The sequence below is a fragment of the Novosphingobium terrae genome (assembly GCF_017163935.1).
GTDB classification, from domain to species: domain Bacteria; phylum Pseudomonadota; class Alphaproteobacteria; order Sphingomonadales; family Sphingomonadaceae; genus Novosphingobium; species Novosphingobium terrae.
This window is the reverse complement of record NZ_JABVZR010000001.1, coordinates 4,124,714-4,145,175: the sequence shown is the minus strand read 5'-3', so window position 1 is coordinate 4,145,175 and position 20,462 is coordinate 4,124,714. Positions and strand designations below refer to the sequence as shown.

Here is a 20,462-nt window from a genome sequence, read left to right as displayed (position 1 = left end):
AGCCCCGAGGGGCGAAAGGGGCAAGCCTGAAGGCTCACCCCCGCGCAAGTTTCTCTCAATTCGTTACTATAACAGCGCAATCTTGTTCCAGCGCTGGAACGGGCCTCAGAAAGGCAACCACGTCTGCTTTTGCGTGAACTTCATATAGCCGCCGTTGACGCCCAGCCGCAGGCCAACGCCCATGCGCACCGGAATCAGCACCACGTCGCCGCGCCGCAGGTAGGAGACATGGAAGCCGCCCACCAGATAGGCCTGCCCCTCGCCCGCGCCATAGCGGTGGAAGAGGTCGTCGGTGTTGTGGAGGTTGTAGACCAGCACGAAGGTCTTGCCCGCGCTGGCCCCGGCATCGAAGCCCAGCGAGGGCCCGGCCCAATAGACCGGGCGCTGCCCCTCGATCTTGTGATAGAGCGTGCCCGAGCCATAGCGCAGACCGGCCACAAAGGCGCCGCCTGCCTCGCGCCCGACGATATAGCCATCGGGCTCGCCCTGCTTTTTGAGGATGCCACGGATGATTTCGGCCAGCCCCTTGGCACCGGTGCCGAAGACGCCGGTGGCCGCACCGATCAGATCGTCCTCATGATAGGTGCCCCCGGGGCCTTGCGGGCCGGTGGGATTGGCGGGCGGCATGGCCTGACCGGGCGCCTGCTGCTGGGGAGCATAGGGCTGGCCCGAAGTGTAGCCTGAGTTGGGCTGCGCATTGTTGTAGGTGGGGCTGTTGTAGCCACCCTGGTTATAGCTGCCTTGGGGCGCCGGGCTGGCGGGCGGCAAGGGCTGCTGGGCCTGCGTATCATCCTGCCCGGGCTTGACCAGATCGGAATCGATCCCCTGCTGAGAGGATTGCGCCATCACGGGCCCACTCACCAGGCTCAGTGCAACCACCCCGGCCACCAGCGCGACAGAGCGCTTCATCTTTCGCACATTCAGCACCATTGCACCCCATCCGTTTCCTGCATGGCTCGCGCCATGTTGCTTGCCTGATCCGCAGGCAAGGCTTGCTTGCCTATCGCATCGCAGATGATCCCGCCATTGGGGAAGACCACCCATCCGCCTGCTTCGGCAGGCGGAGTCGCCGATGCGACCAATCGAAGCCCAATGGATAGCAACAGCAAGATGAACGCCAAGCTGAACGAGGTGTAAAACGGTTCGACACGGAAAAGTTGAAAGAAATGCCTTGCCCCCTCTTGCCGAGGTGAAAAGGCATGGTTATAGCGCCCCCTCGCCGCTGCGATCCGGAGACGTGGGTGAGTGGCTGAAACCAACGGTTTGCTAAACCGTCGTGCTGAGAATTCGGCACCGAGGGTTCGAATCCCTCCGTCTCCGCCACGGCATGCTGAATATGAAACACTATTTCAGCCTGCCCTGCGCGTGATGACTTCCCCAACAGATTCGACACCATCGCCCCACGCCGGGCCCTTGATGGCCATCCCCACAACGCTTGGCCCGATATGATCCTTCGCCCATGGCGGAAGGCTTGCGTCCCGGCCTGACGGCGGACAGAGATCGCATGCCCCACAGCGTTGCAGGAGGACCGCCATCACCGCCGCTCCCAAGTCCCTCGCCGGCATGACATTTCGCGACCGCCGCTCGTTTCTTGTTGCCGGCCTGTCCTGCCTGTCGCTGGCATCCGCCGCCATGGCCGCTCCGCTCCCGAGCGACAGCATCAACCCCATGGATTTTGGCGCCAATGGCGATGGCATCGCCGAGGACAGCGCCGCCTTGCGCGCGGCCGATCACGCAGCCTCGGCAGCAGGCCTGCCTTTGCGCCTCACCAGGCGCCACAAGATCGCCGCCAGCTACACGCTCACATCATCCCTCCTGTTCGAGGGCGGTCGGCTGGAGCCCGCCGCTGGTGTGGTGCTGACACTCGGCCCCGGCTTGACCGCCCCGCCGGTCCAGCTTTTCGCCGGAGCCGGATCGATCGCCTTCAGCACGCCTCCGGCAGCAGGCCATCCCGAATGGTGGGGCGCCAGATCCACCGTGGACAGCTTCGACAGCCATGCCGCGATCATGGCCTGCATCGCCGCTTGCCAAGTGGTGCAATTCCAGCGCGGTGATTATTACGTCAGCCAGCGCGTTATCGTCTCGCAAGGGTCCCGGCAGTTGCTTGGCTCTTTCGGCGTCTATGATGGCACGCCGGGATCGGCCACACGCCTGATCGGCCTGTTCAACGACCGCCCCGTGCTGCGCCTCGGCCCCGACGAACGCCCCCGCCATATCAACGACTATCCCGCCGGGATCACGCTGCGCGGGCTCTGGGTGCAGTTCAATCGGCCGCCCGATATCGGCAAGCCCCTGCCCGTCATCGATGTCGGCACGATCCGCAATTCGGACCTGTCCGATCTCTGGGCCTATGACGGGATCTATGGCTATCAGTTCGGCGGCGCGGTCGATGTTCACGTCCTGCGTTGCCGCTCGCAACGCACCGGCTCCGGCCAGGGTAAGGGCACGGACCGCCATATCGGCTTCTACATCAATGGCGGGGCCGAGATCGGACTGGCAGGCGGCAATGCCTCTCTGCATATCGAGAAATGCACCGCCATCGGAACGCATGCTTTCCCCGACTGCTCGGGCCTCGTCGCCGACCAATATTTCACCGATCTGTGGGTCGAGCATTTCGAAACCAGCGCATGCGCCCAGCCGCTGGCGATCAACGGGCAGTTCCTCGGCCGGGGCGAAAAGGACACTTTCGGCAACACCGATTGCCTGATCGAACATCCCGTGCTCGATGGTTACGAGACGAATGCCATCCGCATCTGGAATGTAAACCGCTCGGGCTCGGTCGAAGTGTCGAAGCCTTATTGCGCGCCGGCTGCGGGCGTCAGCACCCCGGCCATTTCCTTTCGCGGCAATGAAGGCATCGTCAATCTCACCGGCGGCCAGCTGGTGATGGGCCCCGGCAAAGGCGCGGGCGGGGTCGAGATCGTGGACTGTCACGGCGGCGGCTGCGTCTCCGAAACGCAGATTCTCGAATCGAGCGGAGCCGCAGTGCGCATCGCCAATACCGACGGGTTCGAAATACGTCCCCACACGCTCAATGCCGTCAAGACGCTGGCCGCCGCCGTGCGGATGGAAGGCCATTCGACCAGAAACCTTGTCGCCCCCTTCACACGCGGCGCGAAAGGCAAGGTCGCGGCAGGCATCACCGTGGTGGGCGATGGCAACAGTTACAATGAGTTCAATGGCACGGGGGTGGATTCATCGCTGCTCCCCTCCGCATCGGCCAAATTGACGATCAACGGCACGGCGATCACCACGGCAGGCGCAGCAGGGCTGAACACGGTCAGCGGCAACATGCTGTAACGCCTCCATTCTGGCAGAAAATGCCTTAGGGTCTATGCTGCAACCGCGAAGAAGGTTATGATGGCCTCTCTCGAAGAAGGTTGCCCTGTTCATGCCTGTCCGGATCGGACGGTGGCTCGAACGTGCAGGGAGCCTTTGCGAACGCCCCCCATTCGCTCGATGAACGGAACAGTTGGTGCCTTTTAATCCTGTCACGCCTTCGGGACGTTATCCCGAACCAGCCCGCCTCCAGTCCGCCGTGGCTGCCCGCATCTCGACAGGGGTGATGTAAGCCATGGACAGTCCCCTCCCTGACACTCCCATCGCCCAGGTCGACACGCGCGGCGTGCCCGTGGGTCTGGTGCATCTCGCTCTGGCGATGGGCGGTTTCGCCATCGGCACCACCGAATTCGCCACCATGAGCCTGCTGCCCCCCATGGCCGCCGGGCTCGGCGTCGATGCGCCCACGGCGGGCCATGTGATCAGCGCCTATGCGCTGGGCGTGGTGATCGGCGCGCCGCTGCTGGCGGTGCTGGGCGCGAAGCTGGCGCGGCGCACTTTGCTCATCCTGCTGATGGCCGCCTTCTGCCTGTTCAACGCCCTGAGCGCCATCGCGCCGGACTATCACTGGATGCTGGCCTTCCGCTTCCTCAGCGGCCTGCCGCATGGTGCCTATTTCGGCGTGGCCGCGCTGGTGGCCGCCTCGCTGGTGCCCACGGGCAAGCGCGCTCAGGCGGTGGGGCGGATCATGCTGGGGCTGACCATCGCCACCACCATCGGCGTGCCCGTGGCCAGCTGGCTGGGTCAGGTGATGAGCTGGCGCTGGGGTTTTGGCGTGGTCGCCATTCTAGCGCTGCTCTGCGCGGCGATGGTCGCCATCTTCGTGCCGCATGACAAGCCGGATGCCGATATCAACCCGCTGCGCGAACTCGATGCGCTCAGGAACGGGCAGGTCTGGCTGACTCTGGCCGTGGGCGCCATCGGCTTTGGCGGCATGTTCTGCGTCTACACCTATCTCGCCTCCGCGCTGGAGAATGTGACGCATGCTTCTCCGGCGACCATTTCGCTGATCTTCGCCATCTTTGGCGTCGGCATGACTCTGGGCAACATGTTCGTGCCGCGCTTTGCAGACCGCGCGCTGATGCCCACCGCCGCCGCGCTGTTGGTGTGGAGCGCGCTGTGGCTGGCGCTCTATCCGCTGGCGGTCCACAGCCTGTGGGCGATGGTGGTGGTGATCTTCGCTATCGGCTGCGGCGGCGCCATGGGCTCCATCCTGCAGACCCGCCTGATGGATGTGGCCGGAGAGGCGCAGAGTCTGGCTGCCGCGCTCAATCACTCGGCCTTCAACACCGCCAATGCGCTGGGCCCGTGGCTGGGCGGTCTGGCGATTGCGGGGGGCTATGGCTGGGCCTCGACAGGGCTGGTGGGCGCGGCGCTGGCAATCGGCGGCTTGCTGATCCTGATTCTGGCCATGCGGCTGGAAGCACGCGATGCAAGCAGCGATGCCACCGCTTGCGAAGCCTGTTAAAACCGCTTGAGAATCCCCTCCCAACAACCCCGAGTCGCTTGGCAAAAACTTTGTCGAATTCTCGGGGTCGTGATTTAACCTCTTTTTAACACGCTTCTTTTCGACTCTCGCAAATCTGTCACATCGGGGGACTATCCTTTCGGCCCGAAGGAGAACTCCCGATGAATGCCACCCTTGCCACTCCAACCGCGCCTGTCGCCCGGGCCGACCTCGACAAGGGGTTGGGCACCGCCGGGAAGCTCGGCTTTCTGGCCGCCATGCTGGTCGGCATCGGCTATGTCGCGTCCAGCGTCTACAGCGATGCCAGCGCGGCGGGCGTGCATGCCACCGCCTTCCTGCCCTATGCCCTGCTGTTCATCGCCCTGCTGATCGCACTGGGCTTTGAATTCGTGAACGGCTTCCACGACACCGCCAATGCCGTGGCCACGGTGATCTACACCAATTCGATGCCCGCCAATGTCGCGGTCGTCTGGTCGGGCTTCTTCAACTTCATGGGCGTGCTGGTCTCCACCGGCACGGTGGCCTTCGGCATCATCTCGCTGCTGCCGGTCGAGCTGATCCTGCAGGTCGGCGCGGGTCAGGGCTTTGCCATGGTCTTCGCCCTGCTGATCGCGGCGATCCTGTGGAACCTGGCCACCTGGTTCTTCGGCATTCCCAACTCCAGCTCGCACACGCTCATCGGTTCGGTGATCGGCGTGGGCGTCGCCAATGCCCTGCTGCATGGCCGCAGCGGCACCTCGGGCGTGGACTGGACTCAGGCCGCCAACATCGGCCGCGCCCTGCTCTTCTCGCCGATCCTCGGCTTCATCATGGCCGGCGCGCTGTTCTTCGTGGCCCGCGCTCTGGTCCGCGTGCCCGCCCTCTATCGCGAGCCCCAGAACGGCAACCCGCCGCCGCTGTGGATCCGCATCCTGCTGATCGGCACCTGCACCGGCGTCAGCTTCTTCCACGGTTCGAACGACGGTCAGAAGGGCATGGGCCTGATCATGCTGATCCTGATCGGCACCGTCCCCACCGCCTATGCCCTGAACCGCGCCGTGCCCTCGGCCTATGAGGCGCAGTTCCACACCGGTTCCGCCGCTGCCGCCGCCGCTCTGGCTGCGCATTCCGGCAATGCCAAGCCTGCTGCCAATGCCGAAAAGGCCGTCGAAACCTACATCGCCACCAAGGAAAAGACCGCTGACACCGTCGCCTCGCTGGGCGCTCTGGTCAGCGACATCGACAGCCAGGTGAAGGGCTATGGCTCGCTGGCCCGCGTGCCCGCCACCGCCACCCGCAACATGCGCAACGACATGTATCTGGCATCGGAAGGCCTCAAGCTGGCCGCTGCCGACAAGAGCATCGGCTTCTCGGATGCCGAGGCCAAGGCTCTCACCGCCTACAAGGGCTCGCTCGACAAGGGCACGCGCTTCATCCCCACCTGGGTGAAGGTCGCCGTGGCTCTTGCGCTGGGCCTGGGCACGATGGTGGGCTGGAAGCGCATCGTCGTCACCGTGGGCGAGAAGATCGGCAAGACCCACCTGACCTACGCTCAGGGCGCCGCTGCCGAAATCACCGCCATGGCCACCATCGGCATGGCCGACGCCTTCGGCCTGCCGGTCTCCACCACCCACGTCCTCTCCTCGGGCGTGGCGGGCACCATGGCCGCCAATGGTTCGGGTCTGCAGGCCAGCACGCTGCGCAACATGGCGCTGGCCTGGGTGCTGACCCTGCCCTGCTCGATCCTGATTTCGGGCGTGCTCTACGTGATCCTGTCGGCGATTTTCTAAACAGCTTTCCGGGGCCGGATGAGCCATCCGGCCTCTTGGAAAAGCACGATAAGATCGATATTTGGGGCGGCTGATCCGATCACTCGGGTCAGCCGCCCTCTCTCTATATGCACTGCAGGCGTTTCCGCCCGGCATGGTCAGCCGGCTCGGCGCCACAGCGATCAATGGACCGCCCATGATGGATGAAAGCGAAGCCCTGCGCGAAAGCGTGCAGCACCCCGCGGCGATCTGGTGCTACAGTCAGGCCGATCAGGGCGTCTATCAGTTGGATCACCGCGAACCGCCCGCCGACCTGCCTTTCCGCTGGCTGCATCTCAATATGGCGGACCAGCGCAGCCTGCGCTGGCTCGATACCCAGTCCGGAGCGCCCGCAAGGCTGCTGGCGGTGATGCATGGCCGCGAGGGCGCACCGCGTTTCGAGATGGTCGGCGATGCGCTGGCCTTCACCATCCATGATTTCGAGCGCGATTTCGCGGTGAACACCACCAATCGCGTGGGCGCGCTGCATGTGATGATGCGGCCGGGACTGCTGGTCACCGGGCGCATCCGCCCGCTGCGTGGCGCCGATCTGGTCCGGGCCCAACTGGAGCAAGGCCCGGACATTCAGGATGCCACCCAGGCGCTTTCCCTGCTGCTCGACACCCATATCGAGGGGCTGGCCGGACTGGTCGCCGACCTTGGCACGCAATTGCTGGAAGCCGAGACCGAGCTGATGGAACACGACCATATGCCGGACTCGCGCGAGTTGATGGGGGCCCGTCGCCTCTCCGCCCAGCTCCACCGCATGACCGTGGGGTTGCGCGCCACCATGCAGCGCATGGAGCGCGAGCCCCGCCTGCCCGACAGCATCTGCGCAATGGCACGAAACCTTTTGCCCCGGTTGATCGATATGGACACCGATATCGTCGCCGCGCAGCACCATCTGCGCCAGTTGCGCGATGAGCTGGATCTGCAGGCAGCGCAGCGCACCAATGAGAACGTCTATCTGCTCTCGGTGCTGACGGCGTTGATGATGCCTGCGACGCTGGTGACCGGCTTCTTCGGGATGAACACCGGGGGGCTGCCTTTCGCTCAGGGGCAGTCCGGGACGGTTCTCGCCACGCTGGTGGCCTTGCTGGCTGGCGCGCTGACCTGGTGGTTGTTGCGGGTTATGGGTCTGGTCAGGCGGAAGTAAGAAGGAAGACGGAAATGCGAGGGTGTTACACCCTCGCGCTCCCATGAATGTCTGCGTTTGTGCCAAGGGTTCGGCCTCAGCGCAACGCCGCTGCGCCGCAGGCTTTCAAACGAGAAAAGGCGCCGGGGCATTCCTGCCTGCGGCGCCTTTTCTGTGCCCATGGAAAGGTTACGCCCCCATGGGATGCCACCAACACTCGTGTCGGAAGACGTTCCGGGAGCGCGAGGGGGTAACCCCCTCGCCCTTATCCTTCTTCCTGCCTGAAACCCTCAATACTTCTCAGGCACATACATCTCACGCGGCACCGGGTGGCGCTCGTAATCCTCGTGGCGCACGCGCGGGGGCAGCACCACCGGTGCGCGCTCCACATCGCCATAGGGGATCTGCTCCAGCAGGTGAGCGATGCAGTTCAGGCGCGCCTTCTTCTTGTCCACGGCCTCGACCACCCACCAGGGGGCTTCGGGGATATGGGTGCGCTCCAGCATCTCTTCCTTGGCGGCGGTGTAGTCTTCCCAGCGGCGGCGCGATTCCACGTCCATGGGGGAAAGCTTCCACTGCTTGAGGGGGTCCTCGATGCGCATGTTGAAGCGGAACTGCTGCTCTTCATCGGTGATGGAGAACCAGTATTTGATCAGGATGATGCCCGAGCGGATCAGCATGCGCTCGAATTCCGGCACGGAGCGGAAAAATTCCTCGACTTCGTCCTTGGAGCAAAAGCCCATCACGCGTTCCACGCCCGCGCGATTGTACCAGCTGCGGTCGAAGAGCACGATTTCGCCAGCCGCCGGAAGATGCGCGGCATAGCGCTGGAAGTACCACTGGGTCTTTTCACGATCGTTGGGGGCGGGCAGAGCGGCGACGCGGCAGACGCGCGGATTGAGGCGCTGGGTGATGCGCTTGATCGCGCCGCCCTTGCCCGCCGAATCGCGGCCTTCAAAGACCACAACCACCTTCAGGCCCTGGCTCTGCACCCAGTCCTGCAGGCGCACGAGTTCGTGCTGCAGGCGGAACAGCTCCTTGAAATAGACGCGGCGGTCGAGCGCCGTGCCGGCGGGGTCTCTTTCGAGCACCTCCCCGTCCTGTTCGCCGGGCATCTGTTCCATCAGGGCGTCGAGGCGGCGTTCCTCCAACTCCATCTCCAGCTCTTCATCGAAGCTGTCGGCGAGTTCGGCCTTGATGCGGGCGATGTCTGTCACAAAGTCGTTCATGGGTTCAGCCTATCGCCCCCTTGTGTCCGAACCATGACAGCGGAATTCCGCCAATTTAAATGCATCTTTGCTCGATCGTGACAGCTGTCACCAATCTGTCACGAAGGAAATCTAGGGCGAGCGATGAGGACGGAATCGTGTCGTCCGAGCAGGCGTTTTCGCCTTTCACCCAATGGGGGTTTCGATGAGCAAGTTTTCCAAGTCGCTGACCGTCGTCGCCACGGTTGCCGCTCTGGCTACGGGCGGTGCTGCCCTGGCCGACATCACCGGTGCCGGCTCCACCTTCGTCTACCCGATCCTGTCGAAGTGGTCGGCTGACTATTCGAGCCACGGCGGCGAGAAGATCAACTATCAGTCGATCGGTTCGGGCGGCGGTATCGCCCAGATCAAGGCTGGCACCGTGACCTTCGGCGCCACCGACAAGCCGCTGGAAGCCAGCGAGCTGGACGCGGCCGGTCTGGCCCAGTTCCCCGTCGTCATCGGCGGCGTGGTTCCCGTGGTTCACCTGGCTGGCGTGAAGCCGGGCCAGCTGCGCTTCTCGGGCGCCGTGCTGGGTGACATCTATGGCGGCCAGATCAAGAGCTGGAACGACCCCAAGATCAAGGCGCTGAACCCCGGCGTGAACCTGCCCAACGCCGCGATCACCGTCGTGCACCGTTCGGACGGTTCGGGCACCACCTTCAACTTCACGCACTACCTGAGCCAGGTCAGCGCGCAGTGGAAGGGCAAGGACGGCACCGCCGTTTCGTGGCCCGCCGGCATCGGTGGCAAGGGTAACGAAGGCGTTGCCGCCTACGTGAACCAGGTCAACAACTCGATCGGTTACGTCGAGTATGCCTATGTCGTGCAGAACAAGATGGTCTACACGCAGGTGCAGAACGCCGCCGGCAAGTTCATCTCGCCCAACGGCGCCAGCTTCCAGGCCGCTGCCAGCCATGCCGACTGGGCCCATGCCAAGGACTTCTACCTTGTCATGACCAACGCCCCCGGCGCCAACTCCTACCCCATCACCGCGACCACCTTCGCGCTGATGTACAAGCACCCCAAGAACCCCGCCCAGTCGGCCTCGGCGATCAAGTTCTTCAAGTGGGCGCTTGAGCATGGTGGTCAGCAGGCGATCAACCTGCAGTACGTTCCGCTGCCCAGCGCGCTGGTGAAGCAGATCGAGACCTACATGGCCGCCAACATCAAGTAAGATCCGGACAGAGGACCAGCGATGTCATCCGCCACAATAACGTCCGAACAGGGCGCTCCGGCCACGCCGGAACGCACCGGACAACCCGCCGCCGCCACCGGCGACAGGCTTTTCCGACTGCTGACGGGCGGCGCGGCATGGCTGGTCCTCATCCTCCTGCTGGGGGCTGCCGGATCGATGGCCTGGGGCGGCCGTGAGGCCTTCCAGACCTTCGGCTGGAGCTTCATCACCAGCAAGGACTGGGACGCTGTCGGCCATCAGTTCGGCGCTCTGGTGCCGATCTATGGCACCATCGTCTCCTCGGTGATCGCCATGATCGTGGCCGTGCCGATCAGCTTCGGCATCGCCACCTTCCTTGCCGAAGTGGCGCCCCGCTGGATGCGCGGCCCCATCGGCATGGCCATCGAGCTGCTGGCCGCCGTGCCCAGCATCATTTACGGCATGTGGGGCCTGTTCGTTTTCGCGCCTTTCATGAGCGAGCATGTCGAACCCTGGGTGACCGAGCATTGGGCCACGCTGCCCGTCATCGGCGTGCTGTTCGACGGCCCGCCGATCGGCATCGGCATGCTGACCGCAGGCATCATTCTGGGCATCATGACGATCCCCTTCATCTCCTCGGTGATGCGCGACGTGTTCCAGGCGATCCCGCCCGCGCTGCGCGAATCGGCTTTTGCGCTGGGCGCCACGCCGTGGGAAGTGGTCTGCAAGGTGACGCTGCCTCACACGCGCTCTGCCGTGATGGGCGCCATCTTCCTGGGCCTGGGCCGCGCGCTGGGCGAGACGATGGCCGTGACCTTCGTGCTGGGCAACGCCCACGATTTCTCGCTCTCGCTGCTGATGCCCGGCAACTCGATTGCCGCAGCCATCGCCAATGAATTCACCGAAGCCGATTCGCCGATCTACCACTCTGCGCTGATCGCACTCGGCTTCCTGCTCTTTGTCGTGACCTTCATCGTGCTGGCGATTGCCAAGTTCATGTTGCTCCGCATCGAAAGGAAGGGTCGATGAGCCGTCAACCCATGAACCCCATCGTTCGCCGTCGCCAGATCACCAACGCCATCGCGCTGGTGATGGCCACCGGCGCCACCCTCTTCGGCCTGCTGTGGCTGGTGTGGATCCTGTGGACGACCGTGACTCAGGGCGCTTCGGCCCTCAGTCCCGCGCTCTTCACGCAGATGACCCCGCCTCCCGGTGAAGAGGGCGGTCTGCTCAACGCCTTCTACGGCAGCGCGGTGATGATCCTGCTGGCCATCGTGGTCGGCACGCCGATCGGCATTCTGGCGGGCACCTATCTTTCCGAATTCGGCAAGACCTCGGTGCTGGCCGAGACGATCCGCTTCATCAATGACATCCTGCTTTCCGCACCCTCGATCGTGGTCGGCCTGTTCATCTACGAACTGGTGGTGACGACGACCGGCCACTTCTCGGGCTATGCGGGCGGTCTGGCGCTGGGCATGATCCTGCTGCCGGTCGTGGTGCGCACCACCGACGAGGCCCTGCGCCTGATCCCCAACCAGCTGCGCGAGGCGGGCCTTGCCCTTGGCCTGCCGCAGTGGAAGGTCGTGGGTTACGTGATCTATCGCAGCGCCTCCACCGGCATCGCCACCGGCGTGCTGCTGGGCGTCGCCCGCATCAGCGGCGAGACGGCCCCGCTGCTCTTCACCGCCCTCAACAACCAGTATTGGAGCACCGACCTCTCGGCCCCGATGGCCAACGTGCCGGTCGTGATCTTCCAATATGCGATGAGCCCCTATGACAGCTGGCACGCCCTGGCATGGGCCGGCGCCTTCGTTGTCACCGCCTTCGTTCTTGCCCTCAGCATTGCGGTCCGCCTGTTCCTGCGGCCAAGGAGTTTCAAGTGAGCGCTCTTATCACCGATCGTCCTGCGCAGACGGGGTCGCAGGACCTCGCCCAGCGCCCCACCAAGGTCTCCGTCCGCAACCTCGAGTTCTTCTATGGCAAGACTCGCGCGCTGCATGGGGTGAACTTCGATGTGCCCGCCAACGCCATCACGGCGCTGATCGGGCCCTCGGGCTGCGGCAAGTCCACGCTGCTGCGCACCTTCAACCGCATGTTCGAACTCTATCCCGAGCAGAAGTCGACCGGCGAGATCCTGCTGGACGGCGAGAACATCCTCGCCTCCAACTACTCGCTGGCCAATCTGCGCGCGCGCATCGGCATGGTCTTCCAGAAGCCCACGCCCTTCGCCATGTCGATCTTCGAGAACGTGGCCTTCCCGCTGCGCCATTACGAGAAGCTCTCCAAGGCCGAGATGCAGGAGCGCGTCGAAATCGCCCTGACTCAGGCCGCGCTGTGGAACGAGGTGAAGGACAAGCTGGACCGTTCGGCTCTCGCCCTGTCCGGCGGTCAGCAGCAGCGTCTGTGCATCGCCCGCACGCTGGCCGTGCGCCCCGAAGTGGTACTGCTTGACGAGCCCACCTCGGCGCTCGACCCGCAGTCGACCGCGCGCATCGAGGAGTTCGTGCTGGAGCAGGCGCGCAACTTCACCTTCGTGATCGTGACTCACAACCTGCAGCAGGCCGCGCGCATCGCCGACCAGACCGCCTTCATGCTGAACGGCGATCTGGTGGAAGTCGGCCCGCACGAGCAGATGTTCATCCACCCGCATGATCCGCGCACCCGTGACTATGTCACCGGTCGCTTCGGCTAAGGAAGCAAGCACCATGAGCGAAGAGACCCTCCCTCCGCACACGCTGCGCGCCTTCGACAGCGATATCGAGCGCATCCGCAACCTGATCCGCACCAGCGGCGATTTGGCCGCCCGCCAGATCAGCGATGCGGTGGAAGCCCTCGTGCGCCGTGACACCGAAGCCGCCGCCCAGATCGCCGCCGACGATGGCCAGATCGATGCGCTGCAGTCGGCAGTCGAGCTGGATGCGATCAACACCATCTCGCGCCGTTCGCCCCAGGCGGATGATCTGCGCGAGCTGTTCTCCACCATCAAGATCGTCGGCGATCTGGAGCGCGTGGGGGACTACGCCAAGAACATCGCCAAGCGCACCGTCGCTCTGGCCGAGGCTCCGGTGGCCCCGTCCGAAGGCGATATCCCGACGATTGCCGACATGGTTTCGGTGATGGTCGAGGACGCGATTCGTGCCTACATCGAGCGCGACGCCGATCTGGCCCGCGATGTGATCGAGCGCGATGGCGTGGTGGACGAGGCCTACAACGCCCTGTCGCGCGCGATCCTGCAGGACATCACCGAGCCCGGCGCCGATCAGGCCGATCGCATCGCCCATGGCGCGCATCTGCTGTTCGTGGCGAAGAATCTGGAGCGCGTGGGTGACCACGCCACCAACATTGCCGAGATCACCTATTACAGCCTGACCGGCATTGCGATGGGCGCCCGTTCGACCTCGGGAATCGTCTGAAAATACAATATCCTGCATCCGGATGTTCCGGGTGAGGGAATTATGACACAGACAAGGGCGGGAGGCGTAAAAACCTTCCGCCCTTGTTGCACTTTTGCCGCACTAAAATATTGATTGAAAAGCGTATAAAATCACTATCAAAAAACTATGTCAGTGTCTCGAAACTGTCATAGCATATTTTTAATTCCCGGGTGCGTTCAGATCACAAGACCTCATCAGGGGACATTTCATGAGTCGGAAAGTTTTGTTGTTGGCAGCTGCCGCTGCCAGCGGTTTTATTGCGCCTGCCGCCAATGCCGCCACGGCCAAGCATCACCCCGTGAAGCATCGTGCCGTCGCCAAGGCCCACGACAGCAGCGCCGAGCTGCGCAGCGAAATCGCCGCGCTGAAGGCCGAAGTCGCCGCCCTGCATGATGCGGTCAGCACCCAGCAGCAGGCCCAGGTCACGCAGCAGGCTCAGGTCGCCCAGACCCAGACCCAGGTTGCCGCTCAGCAGGAGCAGACCCAGGTTGCCAGCACCAAGGCCGATCAGGCCATGGCTCTCGCCACCAAGACCGAGACTGCCGAAGCCAAGACCGAGAAGAACGTCTCGGCCATGAGCTGGGCCGGCCAGACCAAGATCTCGGGCCGCATGTACTTCAACTTCAGCAATGTGAACCAGTCGGCCAGCGGTCAGAAGACCACCGGTTCGGGCACCGGCTTCGACATCAAGCGTCTGTATGTCGGCATCGACCACAAGTTCAACGACATCTTCGCCTTCAACGTGACGACCGACGTCAGCAACGTCGTGGGTTCGACCTCGAACTACGACTATGCCACGACCTCGTCCTTCGGTTCGCCGGTGGGCCGCGGCTTCTTCATCAAGAAGGCCTATTTCGAGGCCAAGATCGATCCGGCCCTGATCATCCGCGCCGGTTCGGCTGACATGCCCTGGATCGCCAACGACGAAAACATCTACGGCTATCGCCACATCGAGAACACCATCATCGATGGTCCCTTCGGCACCTCGGCCGACTGGGGTATCCACCTGCTGGGTAACCTGGGCAAGCACTTCGACTATCAGCTGGCTGCTGTGAACGGTGCGGGCTACCGCAACATCAAGGTCAGCAAGAACGTTGACTTCGAAGGTCGCATCGGCACCAACTGGAACGGCTTCTTCGCCGACATCGGTGGCTACATCGGCCGCCGCGGCAATGCGATCGAGGGCACGCAGCTCTATCACATCGCCCGCCGTCTGGACGCCATGGGCGGTTTCAAGAACGACAAGTTCACCCTGGGCGCCGAATACTTCTTCGCCAAGGACTGGAACAACGTGGCCACGGTCGCGCAGGACTCGGCCAAGGGCTACACCATCTTCGGCAACTACAACATCACCAAGAAGTGGTCGGTGTTCGGCGAGCATCAGTGGGTTCAGCCCAACGTGTGGACCAATGCCAACCTGCGCCAGAACTACTTCAACGTGGGCATCCAGTATGAGCCTGTGAAGATCGTGGACATCGCGCTGGTCTACAAGCGCGACGCGGTCAACAACGGCAACTTCGCCACCAACAACGGTTCGTATGGCTCCACCTTCACCACCGGCATCGGTTGCGGCGCCACGGTGACCCAGCCTTGCGACGGCACCTACGACGAAGTGGGCATCTTCGGCCAGATCCGCTTCTAATCCACTCCACTCCATCACAACCTTCAGCGCGCCCGATCCCTTGTGGTTCGGGCGCGTTTTTGTGCCTGCATCGCGCGTGCCGCCACAATATGGTTAGTAATTTCTCAAGGCCTGCCGCCTAGGTTCGGGACTCATGAATGCGATTCCGCCCGAATTCCATGCCGCTCTGGCCGAAACCGCGCCGCTGAGTCAGCGCTGGGCGGCATTGGCGGGTGCGGCGCAGGTGATCGCGCAACTGGCGGGCGTCACCGCTCAAGCCGATCTTGCCATCACCCCGCCAGCCGGGCTGCTGACCATCACCGGCAAGCGACAGCTTCTGATAGACCAGGCTCTCGACGATCTTCTGGCCGTGCTGGAGCCCGGTCTGACCGCCCTGCTTCACGTGGAACATCAGGGCGGGGGCAGTGCCCCGGCGGCCAAAGCGCTGTGGCAGGAATTCCTGCGCGCCCGGGAGGGGCTCACCGCGCTGATCCCGCCCGCTTGAAAGTTCTCATTCTGTTCGTATGATTGGGGCCTTATGGAATCGCCCGAATCGAGCCCGCTTCTCCTCAACGCTGCCTCCACGGCGCGCGGCATCTGTCGCCTCTTTGCCCGCAACGATATCTGGTGCCTGCCCGAGATGCCGTTGCGAAACGGTCGCCGGGCCGATCTGATGGGCGTCGATGCCAAGGGCCATGTCATCATCGTGGAGATTAAGGTTGCCCGCGCCGATTTGCTCGGGGACGCGAAATGGACCGAATATCTCGACCATTGCGACCGCTTCTATTGGGGCTTGGCCAGCCACCTCGATCGCTCCTGCATGGACACCGAAGCTTTCCTGCCCGACCGCTGCGGATTGATCGTGGCCGATGGCTATGACGCCGAAGTCTTGCGCCCCGCCCCGCTGCACCCCCTGCCCGCCGCGCGCCGTAAGGTGGAGGTGGAGCGCTTGGCCCGTGCGGCCTTGAGGCGGCAAACAGTCGCTGCTGATCCCCAGATAGGGATATGGGGGGAGTAAGAGATGAAAGGGCAATGCGAGGGTGTTACACCCTCGCGCTCCCATGAATGTCTGCGTTTGCGCCAAGGGTTCAGCCAAAGAGCAACGCCGCTGCGCCATAGGTTACGCAGGTGGAGAGTTGGTGCGCCACGATCGGGTGCCATCACCCTATTGCCGGGAGATGGAATGGGAGCGTGAGGGCCAGCAGCATGTCTCTTGAAACATGCGACCAACAAAGACTTCCCCCTCGCATTTCGCTTTTAATCCCCTTCGATCCTCTTCCAGACAGCCTTTTTCTCTTCGCCTGCCATCGTCGCCCAACCCGCGATTTCCTCAAGCGTCCGCTTGCAGGCCACGCAGAAACTGCCACTTTCATCGACACGGCACAGGCCAAGGCAGGGAGAAGGCACATCGTCGCTCATCCGCAACGCCAAGCACAGACAGTCCATCACGACAACTGGCCATCACGTGCGCAGGGCCTATAATCCCTCCCATGGCCTCCCTGACATCCCAGCCCACGCTTCTGGCGGCGTTCATATCGGCGCTGGTGATGAGCGGCATTGTCGCGCTGCGCTATCTGCTCTCCAGCGGCGGTTTTGCCTGGGCGACGGCGCTGAAGAAGCCCGGCCTTTACCAACCGCTGGGCCGCCAGATTCGCGCCGAGATTGGCTGGTCTCTGCTTTCCTGCGTGATCTTCGGCCTGCCAGCGGGGATCATCGCCTGGGGCTGGCAGGTGCATGGCTGGACGCGCATTTACCGCGATCCTTACGCCATGCCGCTGTGGTGGATGCCGGTCTCGCTGGCGATCGTGCTGCTGGCGCATGACACCTGGTTCTACTGGACGCATCGCTGGATGCATCAGCCGCGCATCTTCCGCCTCGCCCATGCCGTGCATCATGCCAGCCGCCCGCCCACCGCATGGGCCGCCATGAGCTTCCACCCCATCGAAGCCCTCACCGGCGCCGTCATCATCCCGGCGCTGGTGTTCATCGTGCCGCTCCATGTCAGCGTGCTGGCGCTGGTGCTGACCATTATGACCGTCATGGGTGTCACCAATCACATGGGCTGGGAAATCTTCCCGCGCCGACTCGTGGAAGGTCGATTGGGTGGCTGGCTGATCACCGCCACGCATCATCAACGCCATCACCAGAACTATCGCTGCAACTACGGCCTGTATTTTCGTTTGTGGGACAGGCTTTGCGGCACCGATAAGGGACTGGGCAGCTTCGAGACGCCTGCTTAAAAGACTCATAAACCCCGGAATTATCCACAGGGAACAACTGGCGCAACTTAACGCGCCTTTTACCAAGTTGCGCCATCATCCTCGCAGAATCACCGGCGGCCCCTCCGCCGCCTCCCCGATTGCGAGAGCCCTTCATGGACACGATGCGCAGCCCCTATGCCGAAAGCCGCGGCGCCACGCCGCAGACCTCGACCTATGACGAGGATGAAGTCGGCGGGGATATTCTGCCCGTGCCCCCGGGCCGTGATGAGCGGCGCATGCAGGTCCATGCCTACAATCACTGGGCCGGACTGTTGAAATCGCGCGAGTTTCCCTCGATCGACCAGCTCGATCTGGCGGCCCTGCCCGATTTTGCGCCCAGTTCGGTGCTGATCGAGTTCACCGGGCCGGATGAGACGCCGCATCTTACACATATCGGCAAAAGGCTGGCGGATCAGGCCGGGATCGACACCGGCCCGCGCGCGCTGTCCACCGTGCCGCGCGGCACGCTGCTTTCGCGCTTCACCGAGCATTATGCGCAGATCTTCGCCAACCGCGCGCCGATCGGCTTTGAGGCCGAGTTCGATACGCCGGTGGGCACCACCATGCTCTATCGCGGCATTCTGCTGCCTTTCTCGGACGATCCCGATTCCAGCCATCGCGCGAAGATTCGCCAGATTCTGGGTGTGATCAACTGGAAGGAACAGCTTGATGCCAAGGCCAGCGAGAAGCTGATCAAGGACATTGCCGGCGCGCTGGATGCCGCGCCCGCAGCCGGCACGCTCTCGCGCCCGGTGCCGCCTCCGGGCGCGCGTTCGCGCATCGATCAGGCCGCCTGGGCTGATCAGCCCTGGCGCCGTCAGGGTTGGGCCGATGGGCCCAATGGGCGTGACCTTGCTGCCGAGCCAGCCCCCACACGCCACCCGCTCTGGCCTCAGGGCGAGGAAGGCTTTGCCCAGCCCGCCGATCCTTCCTTCTGGCCCTCGACGCCGGGGCGCTCGCTCGACAGCCTGCTGCAGATCGCGCGGCAGTTGGTCGACGGCCTGCGTCTTTCGCCCGCGCGGGATCATCAGGCGCTCTATGCAGCCATCGGCGCGGCGCATGATCTGGCGCTGGCCGGAGCCGAGGCTCCCGAACACCTCGCCGCCCTGCTCGCCGCCGAGGGGCTCGCCCCCCAGCCGCGCGTACCCGATCTGCCGGTGGTGAAGCTGGTCTTCGGCGCCCATCACGACAAGACGCGGCTGACCGAATATGCCTCCGTGCTGGCCCATGCCCGCCGTCTGGGGATCGGCAAGGGCGCGCTGCCATCGCATCTGGCCGCGACGCAGGGCGGCCTCAAAGCCGTGATCGCCGCCGAGCGCCAGCATCGCCGCAGCAACAGTGCCACGCCGCGCCGCCTGCCGCTGCCCGAGGCTCAGGCACTGGCCGCCCTGCCCGCCCGCGACTGGGGCGATCTGCGCATTGCCGATGATGTCTCGCTGGTGCTGGTGCGTCAGGGCTCGGATCATGTCGAGCCGCTGGGCACGCTGAACCCGTCGGCCGCCACGCTGTCGCGCCTGCTGCGGCAGTTTCTTGAGCAAGGCTGAGAGACACAATTCTTCACGCGCGGTTCAGCGGCAGGCGTGCTAGCCTCCTGCTTGAATCATGCGCGACCCTGCTCTCAATCCGCCCGGCCATCGCTTCAAGCCGCTTCGCTCTCTGGCCAGCGCGCTGGCGCTGTGCCTTGCTCTGGCTGCCGCGCCTGTCAGCGCGCAATCGGTGCTGCGCGACGCCGAGACCGAGGCGCTGCTCCACGATATGGCCCAGCCGCTGATCCAGCAGACGGGGCTGGACCCGCACAATGTCGATGTGGTGCTGGTCAATGATTCAGAGATCAACGCCTTCGTCGCGGGCGGGCAGGCGGTCTATGTCAATTCGGGCCTGATCAACGCCGCCGATTCCGCGCTGGAGGTGCAGGGCGTGGTGGCGCACGAACTCGGCCACGTCGTGGGTGGCCATGCCATCGATACGCGCGGCATGAAGCAAGCCAGCAACATCTCGATCCTTTCGCTGCTGCTGGCCGGTGCTGCTGCGGCGGCGGGCGGTGGTGAGGCGGCGATGGGCATCTTCATGGCCGGTCAGCAGGCCGCGATGGGCACCTACCTCTCCTACACGCGCGGCGAGGAAGAGGCAGCCGATGCCGCCGGTGCGCGCTTCCTTTCGGGCGCGGGTATTTCCGGGCGCGGCTCGGTGGAGTTCTTCCACAAGCTGCTCAAAATGGAAAACACCTATGGCATCACCCGGACCGACGAGGATGCCTTCTGGTCCACTCACCCGCTGACCGACGATCGTATCCAGTTCCTGCAGGATGTGTACGAAAAGGATCCGGCCTGGAACAAACCCAAGGACCCGGTGCTGGAGGAGCGCTTTGCCCGCGTGAAGGCCAAGCTCTACGGCTATCTGGCCGAGCCGAACGACACGCTCAAAGCCTTTCCCGAGTACATGACCGGCGTGCCCGCGCGCTATGCCCGCGCCTATGCCTGGCACAAGCAGGGTTTCCTCGACAAGGCGATGGTCGAGACCGATGCCCTGCTGAAGGATGCGCCTGACGATCCCTATTTTCTGGAGCTGAAGGGCCAGATCCTGCTGGAGGCAGGCAAGCCCACCGACGCCATCGATCCGCTGCGCCGCGCCACCCAGCTGACCAACAACCAGCCGCTGATCGCCACCACCTTCGGCCACGCCCTGCTGGCCGAGGATGAGGGCGACCCCAAGCATCCCCATATGCCCGAGGCTGAGCGCGTGCTGAAGGCCGCCCTCTCCCGCGATCGTGAGAATCCCTTCGCCTGGTATGTGCTGGGCATGGTCTATGCCCAGCAGGGCGACACGCCGCACGCCGAACTCGCCAGCGCCGAACAGCAGGAGTTGAACGGCAATGTCGGCGGCGCGCTGCGCAATGCCGAGGCCGCCGCGCTAGGGCTGAAGCAGGGCACGCCGGACTGGCTGCGCGCTCAGGACATTGCGATGGAGGCGCGCTCCGCCATGGCCAAGGGCAAGAAACGCAAGTAAGCGCCCGC

At 64.0% G+C, this 20,462-nt stretch carries 18 protein-coding genes and 1 tRNA gene; 16 read left to right on the top strand and 3 right to left on the bottom strand.

Annotated features, from left to right (window positions below; translation table 11 throughout):
* Nucleotides 1-105: 105 nt before the first annotated feature.
* Nucleotides 106-909 carry an EipA family protein gene (locus tag HGK27_RS18550; protein ID WP_241127297.1) on the bottom strand — a complete coding sequence of 268 codons (804 nt, stop codon included), beginning with the start codon at nucleotides 907-909 and terminating at the stop codon, nucleotides 106-108.
* A 322-nt stretch (nucleotides 910-1,231) separates the two neighbouring features.
* On the opposite strand from HGK27_RS18550, the gene HGK27_RS18545 reads away from it, so the two are divergent.
* The 5 genes from HGK27_RS18545 (at nucleotide 1,232) to HGK27_RS18525 (ending at nucleotide 7,750) form a co-directional block, all read left to right on the top strand.
* Nucleotides 1,232-1,323: transfer RNA gene (locus HGK27_RS18545), tRNA-Ser, on the top strand.
* 240 nt (nucleotides 1,324-1,563) lie between these two features.
* Nucleotides 1,564-3,300 carry a hypothetical protein gene (locus HGK27_RS18540; RefSeq protein WP_206242551.1) on the top strand — a complete coding sequence of 579 codons (1,737 nt, stop codon included), beginning with the start codon at nucleotides 1,564-1,566 and terminating at the stop codon, nucleotides 3,298-3,300.
* A gap of 274 nt (nucleotides 3,301-3,574) precedes the next feature.
* Nucleotides 3,575-4,807 (top strand): MFS transporter, encoded by a 1,233-nt coding sequence (locus HGK27_RS18535; protein ID WP_241127296.1) that lies wholly within the window; start codon nucleotides 3,575-3,577, stop codon nucleotides 4,805-4,807.
* A 161-nt stretch (nucleotides 4,808-4,968) separates the two neighbouring features.
* The gene (locus HGK27_RS18530; protein WP_206242549.1) at nucleotides 4,969-6,576 is read left to right on the top strand and encodes an inorganic phosphate transporter; all 1,608 of its coding nucleotides are present in this window, start codon (nucleotides 4,969-4,971) and stop codon (nucleotides 6,574-6,576) included.
* A 175-nt stretch (nucleotides 6,577-6,751) separates the two neighbouring features.
* Complete coding sequence (locus HGK27_RS18525; RefSeq protein WP_206242547.1) at nucleotides 6,752-7,750, top strand: CorA family divalent cation transporter; 999 nt, start codon at nucleotides 6,752-6,754, stop codon at nucleotides 7,748-7,750.
* Between the two features lie 269 nt (nucleotides 7,751-8,019).
* Here the strand turns inward: HGK27_RS18525 and ppk2 are convergent, their stop codons facing one another.
* Nucleotides 8,020-8,958: a polyphosphate kinase 2 gene (gene ppk2, locus HGK27_RS18520; protein ID WP_206242546.1), complete on the bottom strand. Its 939-nt coding sequence runs from the start codon at nucleotides 8,956-8,958 to the stop codon at nucleotides 8,020-8,022.
* Nucleotides 8,959-9,142: 184 nt separating this feature from the next.
* Between ppk2 and pstS the strand changes: the two genes are divergently transcribed.
* From pstS to HGK27_RS18480, 8 genes are all read left to right on the top strand, one after another.
* Complete coding sequence (gene pstS / locus HGK27_RS18515; protein ID WP_206242544.1) at nucleotides 9,143-10,153, top strand: phosphate ABC transporter substrate-binding protein PstS; 1,011 nt, start codon at nucleotides 9,143-9,145, stop codon at nucleotides 10,151-10,153.
* 21 nt (nucleotides 10,154-10,174) lie between these two features.
* A complete protein-coding gene (pstC, locus tag HGK27_RS18510; protein ID WP_084455631.1) occupies nucleotides 10,175-11,161 on the top strand; it encodes a phosphate ABC transporter permease subunit PstC in 987 nt (328 codons plus the stop codon).
* Entirely contained in the window at nucleotides 11,158-12,015 is an 858-nt protein-coding gene (pstA, locus tag HGK27_RS18505) for a phosphate ABC transporter permease PstA (protein ID WP_241127295.1), read from the top strand. Before pstC ends, pstA begins: the two co-directional genes overlap by 4 nt.
* The gene (gene pstB / locus HGK27_RS18500) at nucleotides 12,012-12,824 is read left to right on the top strand and encodes a phosphate ABC transporter ATP-binding protein PstB (protein ID WP_241127294.1); all 813 of its coding nucleotides are present in this window, start codon (nucleotides 12,012-12,014) and stop codon (nucleotides 12,822-12,824) included. The genes pstA and pstB overlap by 4 nt, the downstream gene beginning before the upstream one ends.
* Nucleotides 12,825-12,837: 13 nt before the next feature.
* Entirely contained in the window at nucleotides 12,838-13,545 is a 708-nt protein-coding gene (gene phoU / locus HGK27_RS18495) for a phosphate signaling complex protein PhoU (RefSeq protein ID WP_206242541.1), read from the top strand.
* A 229-nt stretch (nucleotides 13,546-13,774) separates the two neighbouring features.
* On the top strand, nucleotides 13,775-15,208 hold the full coding sequence (locus HGK27_RS18490) for a hypothetical protein (protein ID WP_206242539.1): 1,434 nt from the start codon (nucleotides 13,775-13,777) through the stop codon (nucleotides 15,206-15,208).
* A 133-nt stretch (nucleotides 15,209-15,341) separates the two neighbouring features.
* Nucleotides 15,342-15,692 carry a hypothetical protein gene (locus tag HGK27_RS18485; RefSeq protein ID WP_206242537.1) on the top strand — a complete coding sequence of 117 codons (351 nt, stop codon included), beginning with the start codon at nucleotides 15,342-15,344 and terminating at the stop codon, nucleotides 15,690-15,692.
* Nucleotides 15,693-15,725: 33 nt separating this feature from the next.
* A complete protein-coding gene (locus HGK27_RS18480; RefSeq protein ID WP_206242535.1) occupies nucleotides 15,726-16,205 on the top strand; it encodes an MmcB family DNA repair protein in 480 nt (159 codons plus the stop codon).
* 239 nt (nucleotides 16,206-16,444) lie between these two features.
* Here the strand turns inward: HGK27_RS18480 and HGK27_RS18475 are convergent, their stop codons facing one another.
* Nucleotides 16,445-16,606 (bottom strand): DUF1289 domain-containing protein, encoded by a 162-nt coding sequence (locus HGK27_RS18475; RefSeq protein WP_206242533.1) that lies wholly within the window; start codon nucleotides 16,604-16,606, stop codon nucleotides 16,445-16,447.
* 71 nt (nucleotides 16,607-16,677) lie between these two features.
* Between HGK27_RS18475 and HGK27_RS18470 the strand changes: the two genes are divergently transcribed.
* From HGK27_RS18470 to HGK27_RS18460, 3 genes are all read left to right on the top strand, one after another.
* Nucleotides 16,678-17,427, top strand: a complete 750-nt coding sequence (locus tag HGK27_RS18470; protein WP_206242531.1) for a sterol desaturase family protein — start codon at nucleotides 16,678-16,680, stop codon at nucleotides 17,425-17,427.
* 134 nt (nucleotides 17,428-17,561) lie between these two features.
* On the top strand, nucleotides 17,562-18,992 hold the full coding sequence (locus HGK27_RS18465; RefSeq protein ID WP_206242529.1) for a hypothetical protein: 1,431 nt from the start codon (nucleotides 17,562-17,564) through the stop codon (nucleotides 18,990-18,992).
* Between the two features lie 58 nt (nucleotides 18,993-19,050).
* On the top strand, nucleotides 19,051-20,454 hold the full coding sequence (locus HGK27_RS18460; RefSeq protein WP_206242528.1) for a M48 family metalloprotease: 1,404 nt from the start codon (nucleotides 19,051-19,053) through the stop codon (nucleotides 20,452-20,454).
* The last annotated feature ends 8 nt before the right edge of the window (nucleotides 20,455-20,462 follow it).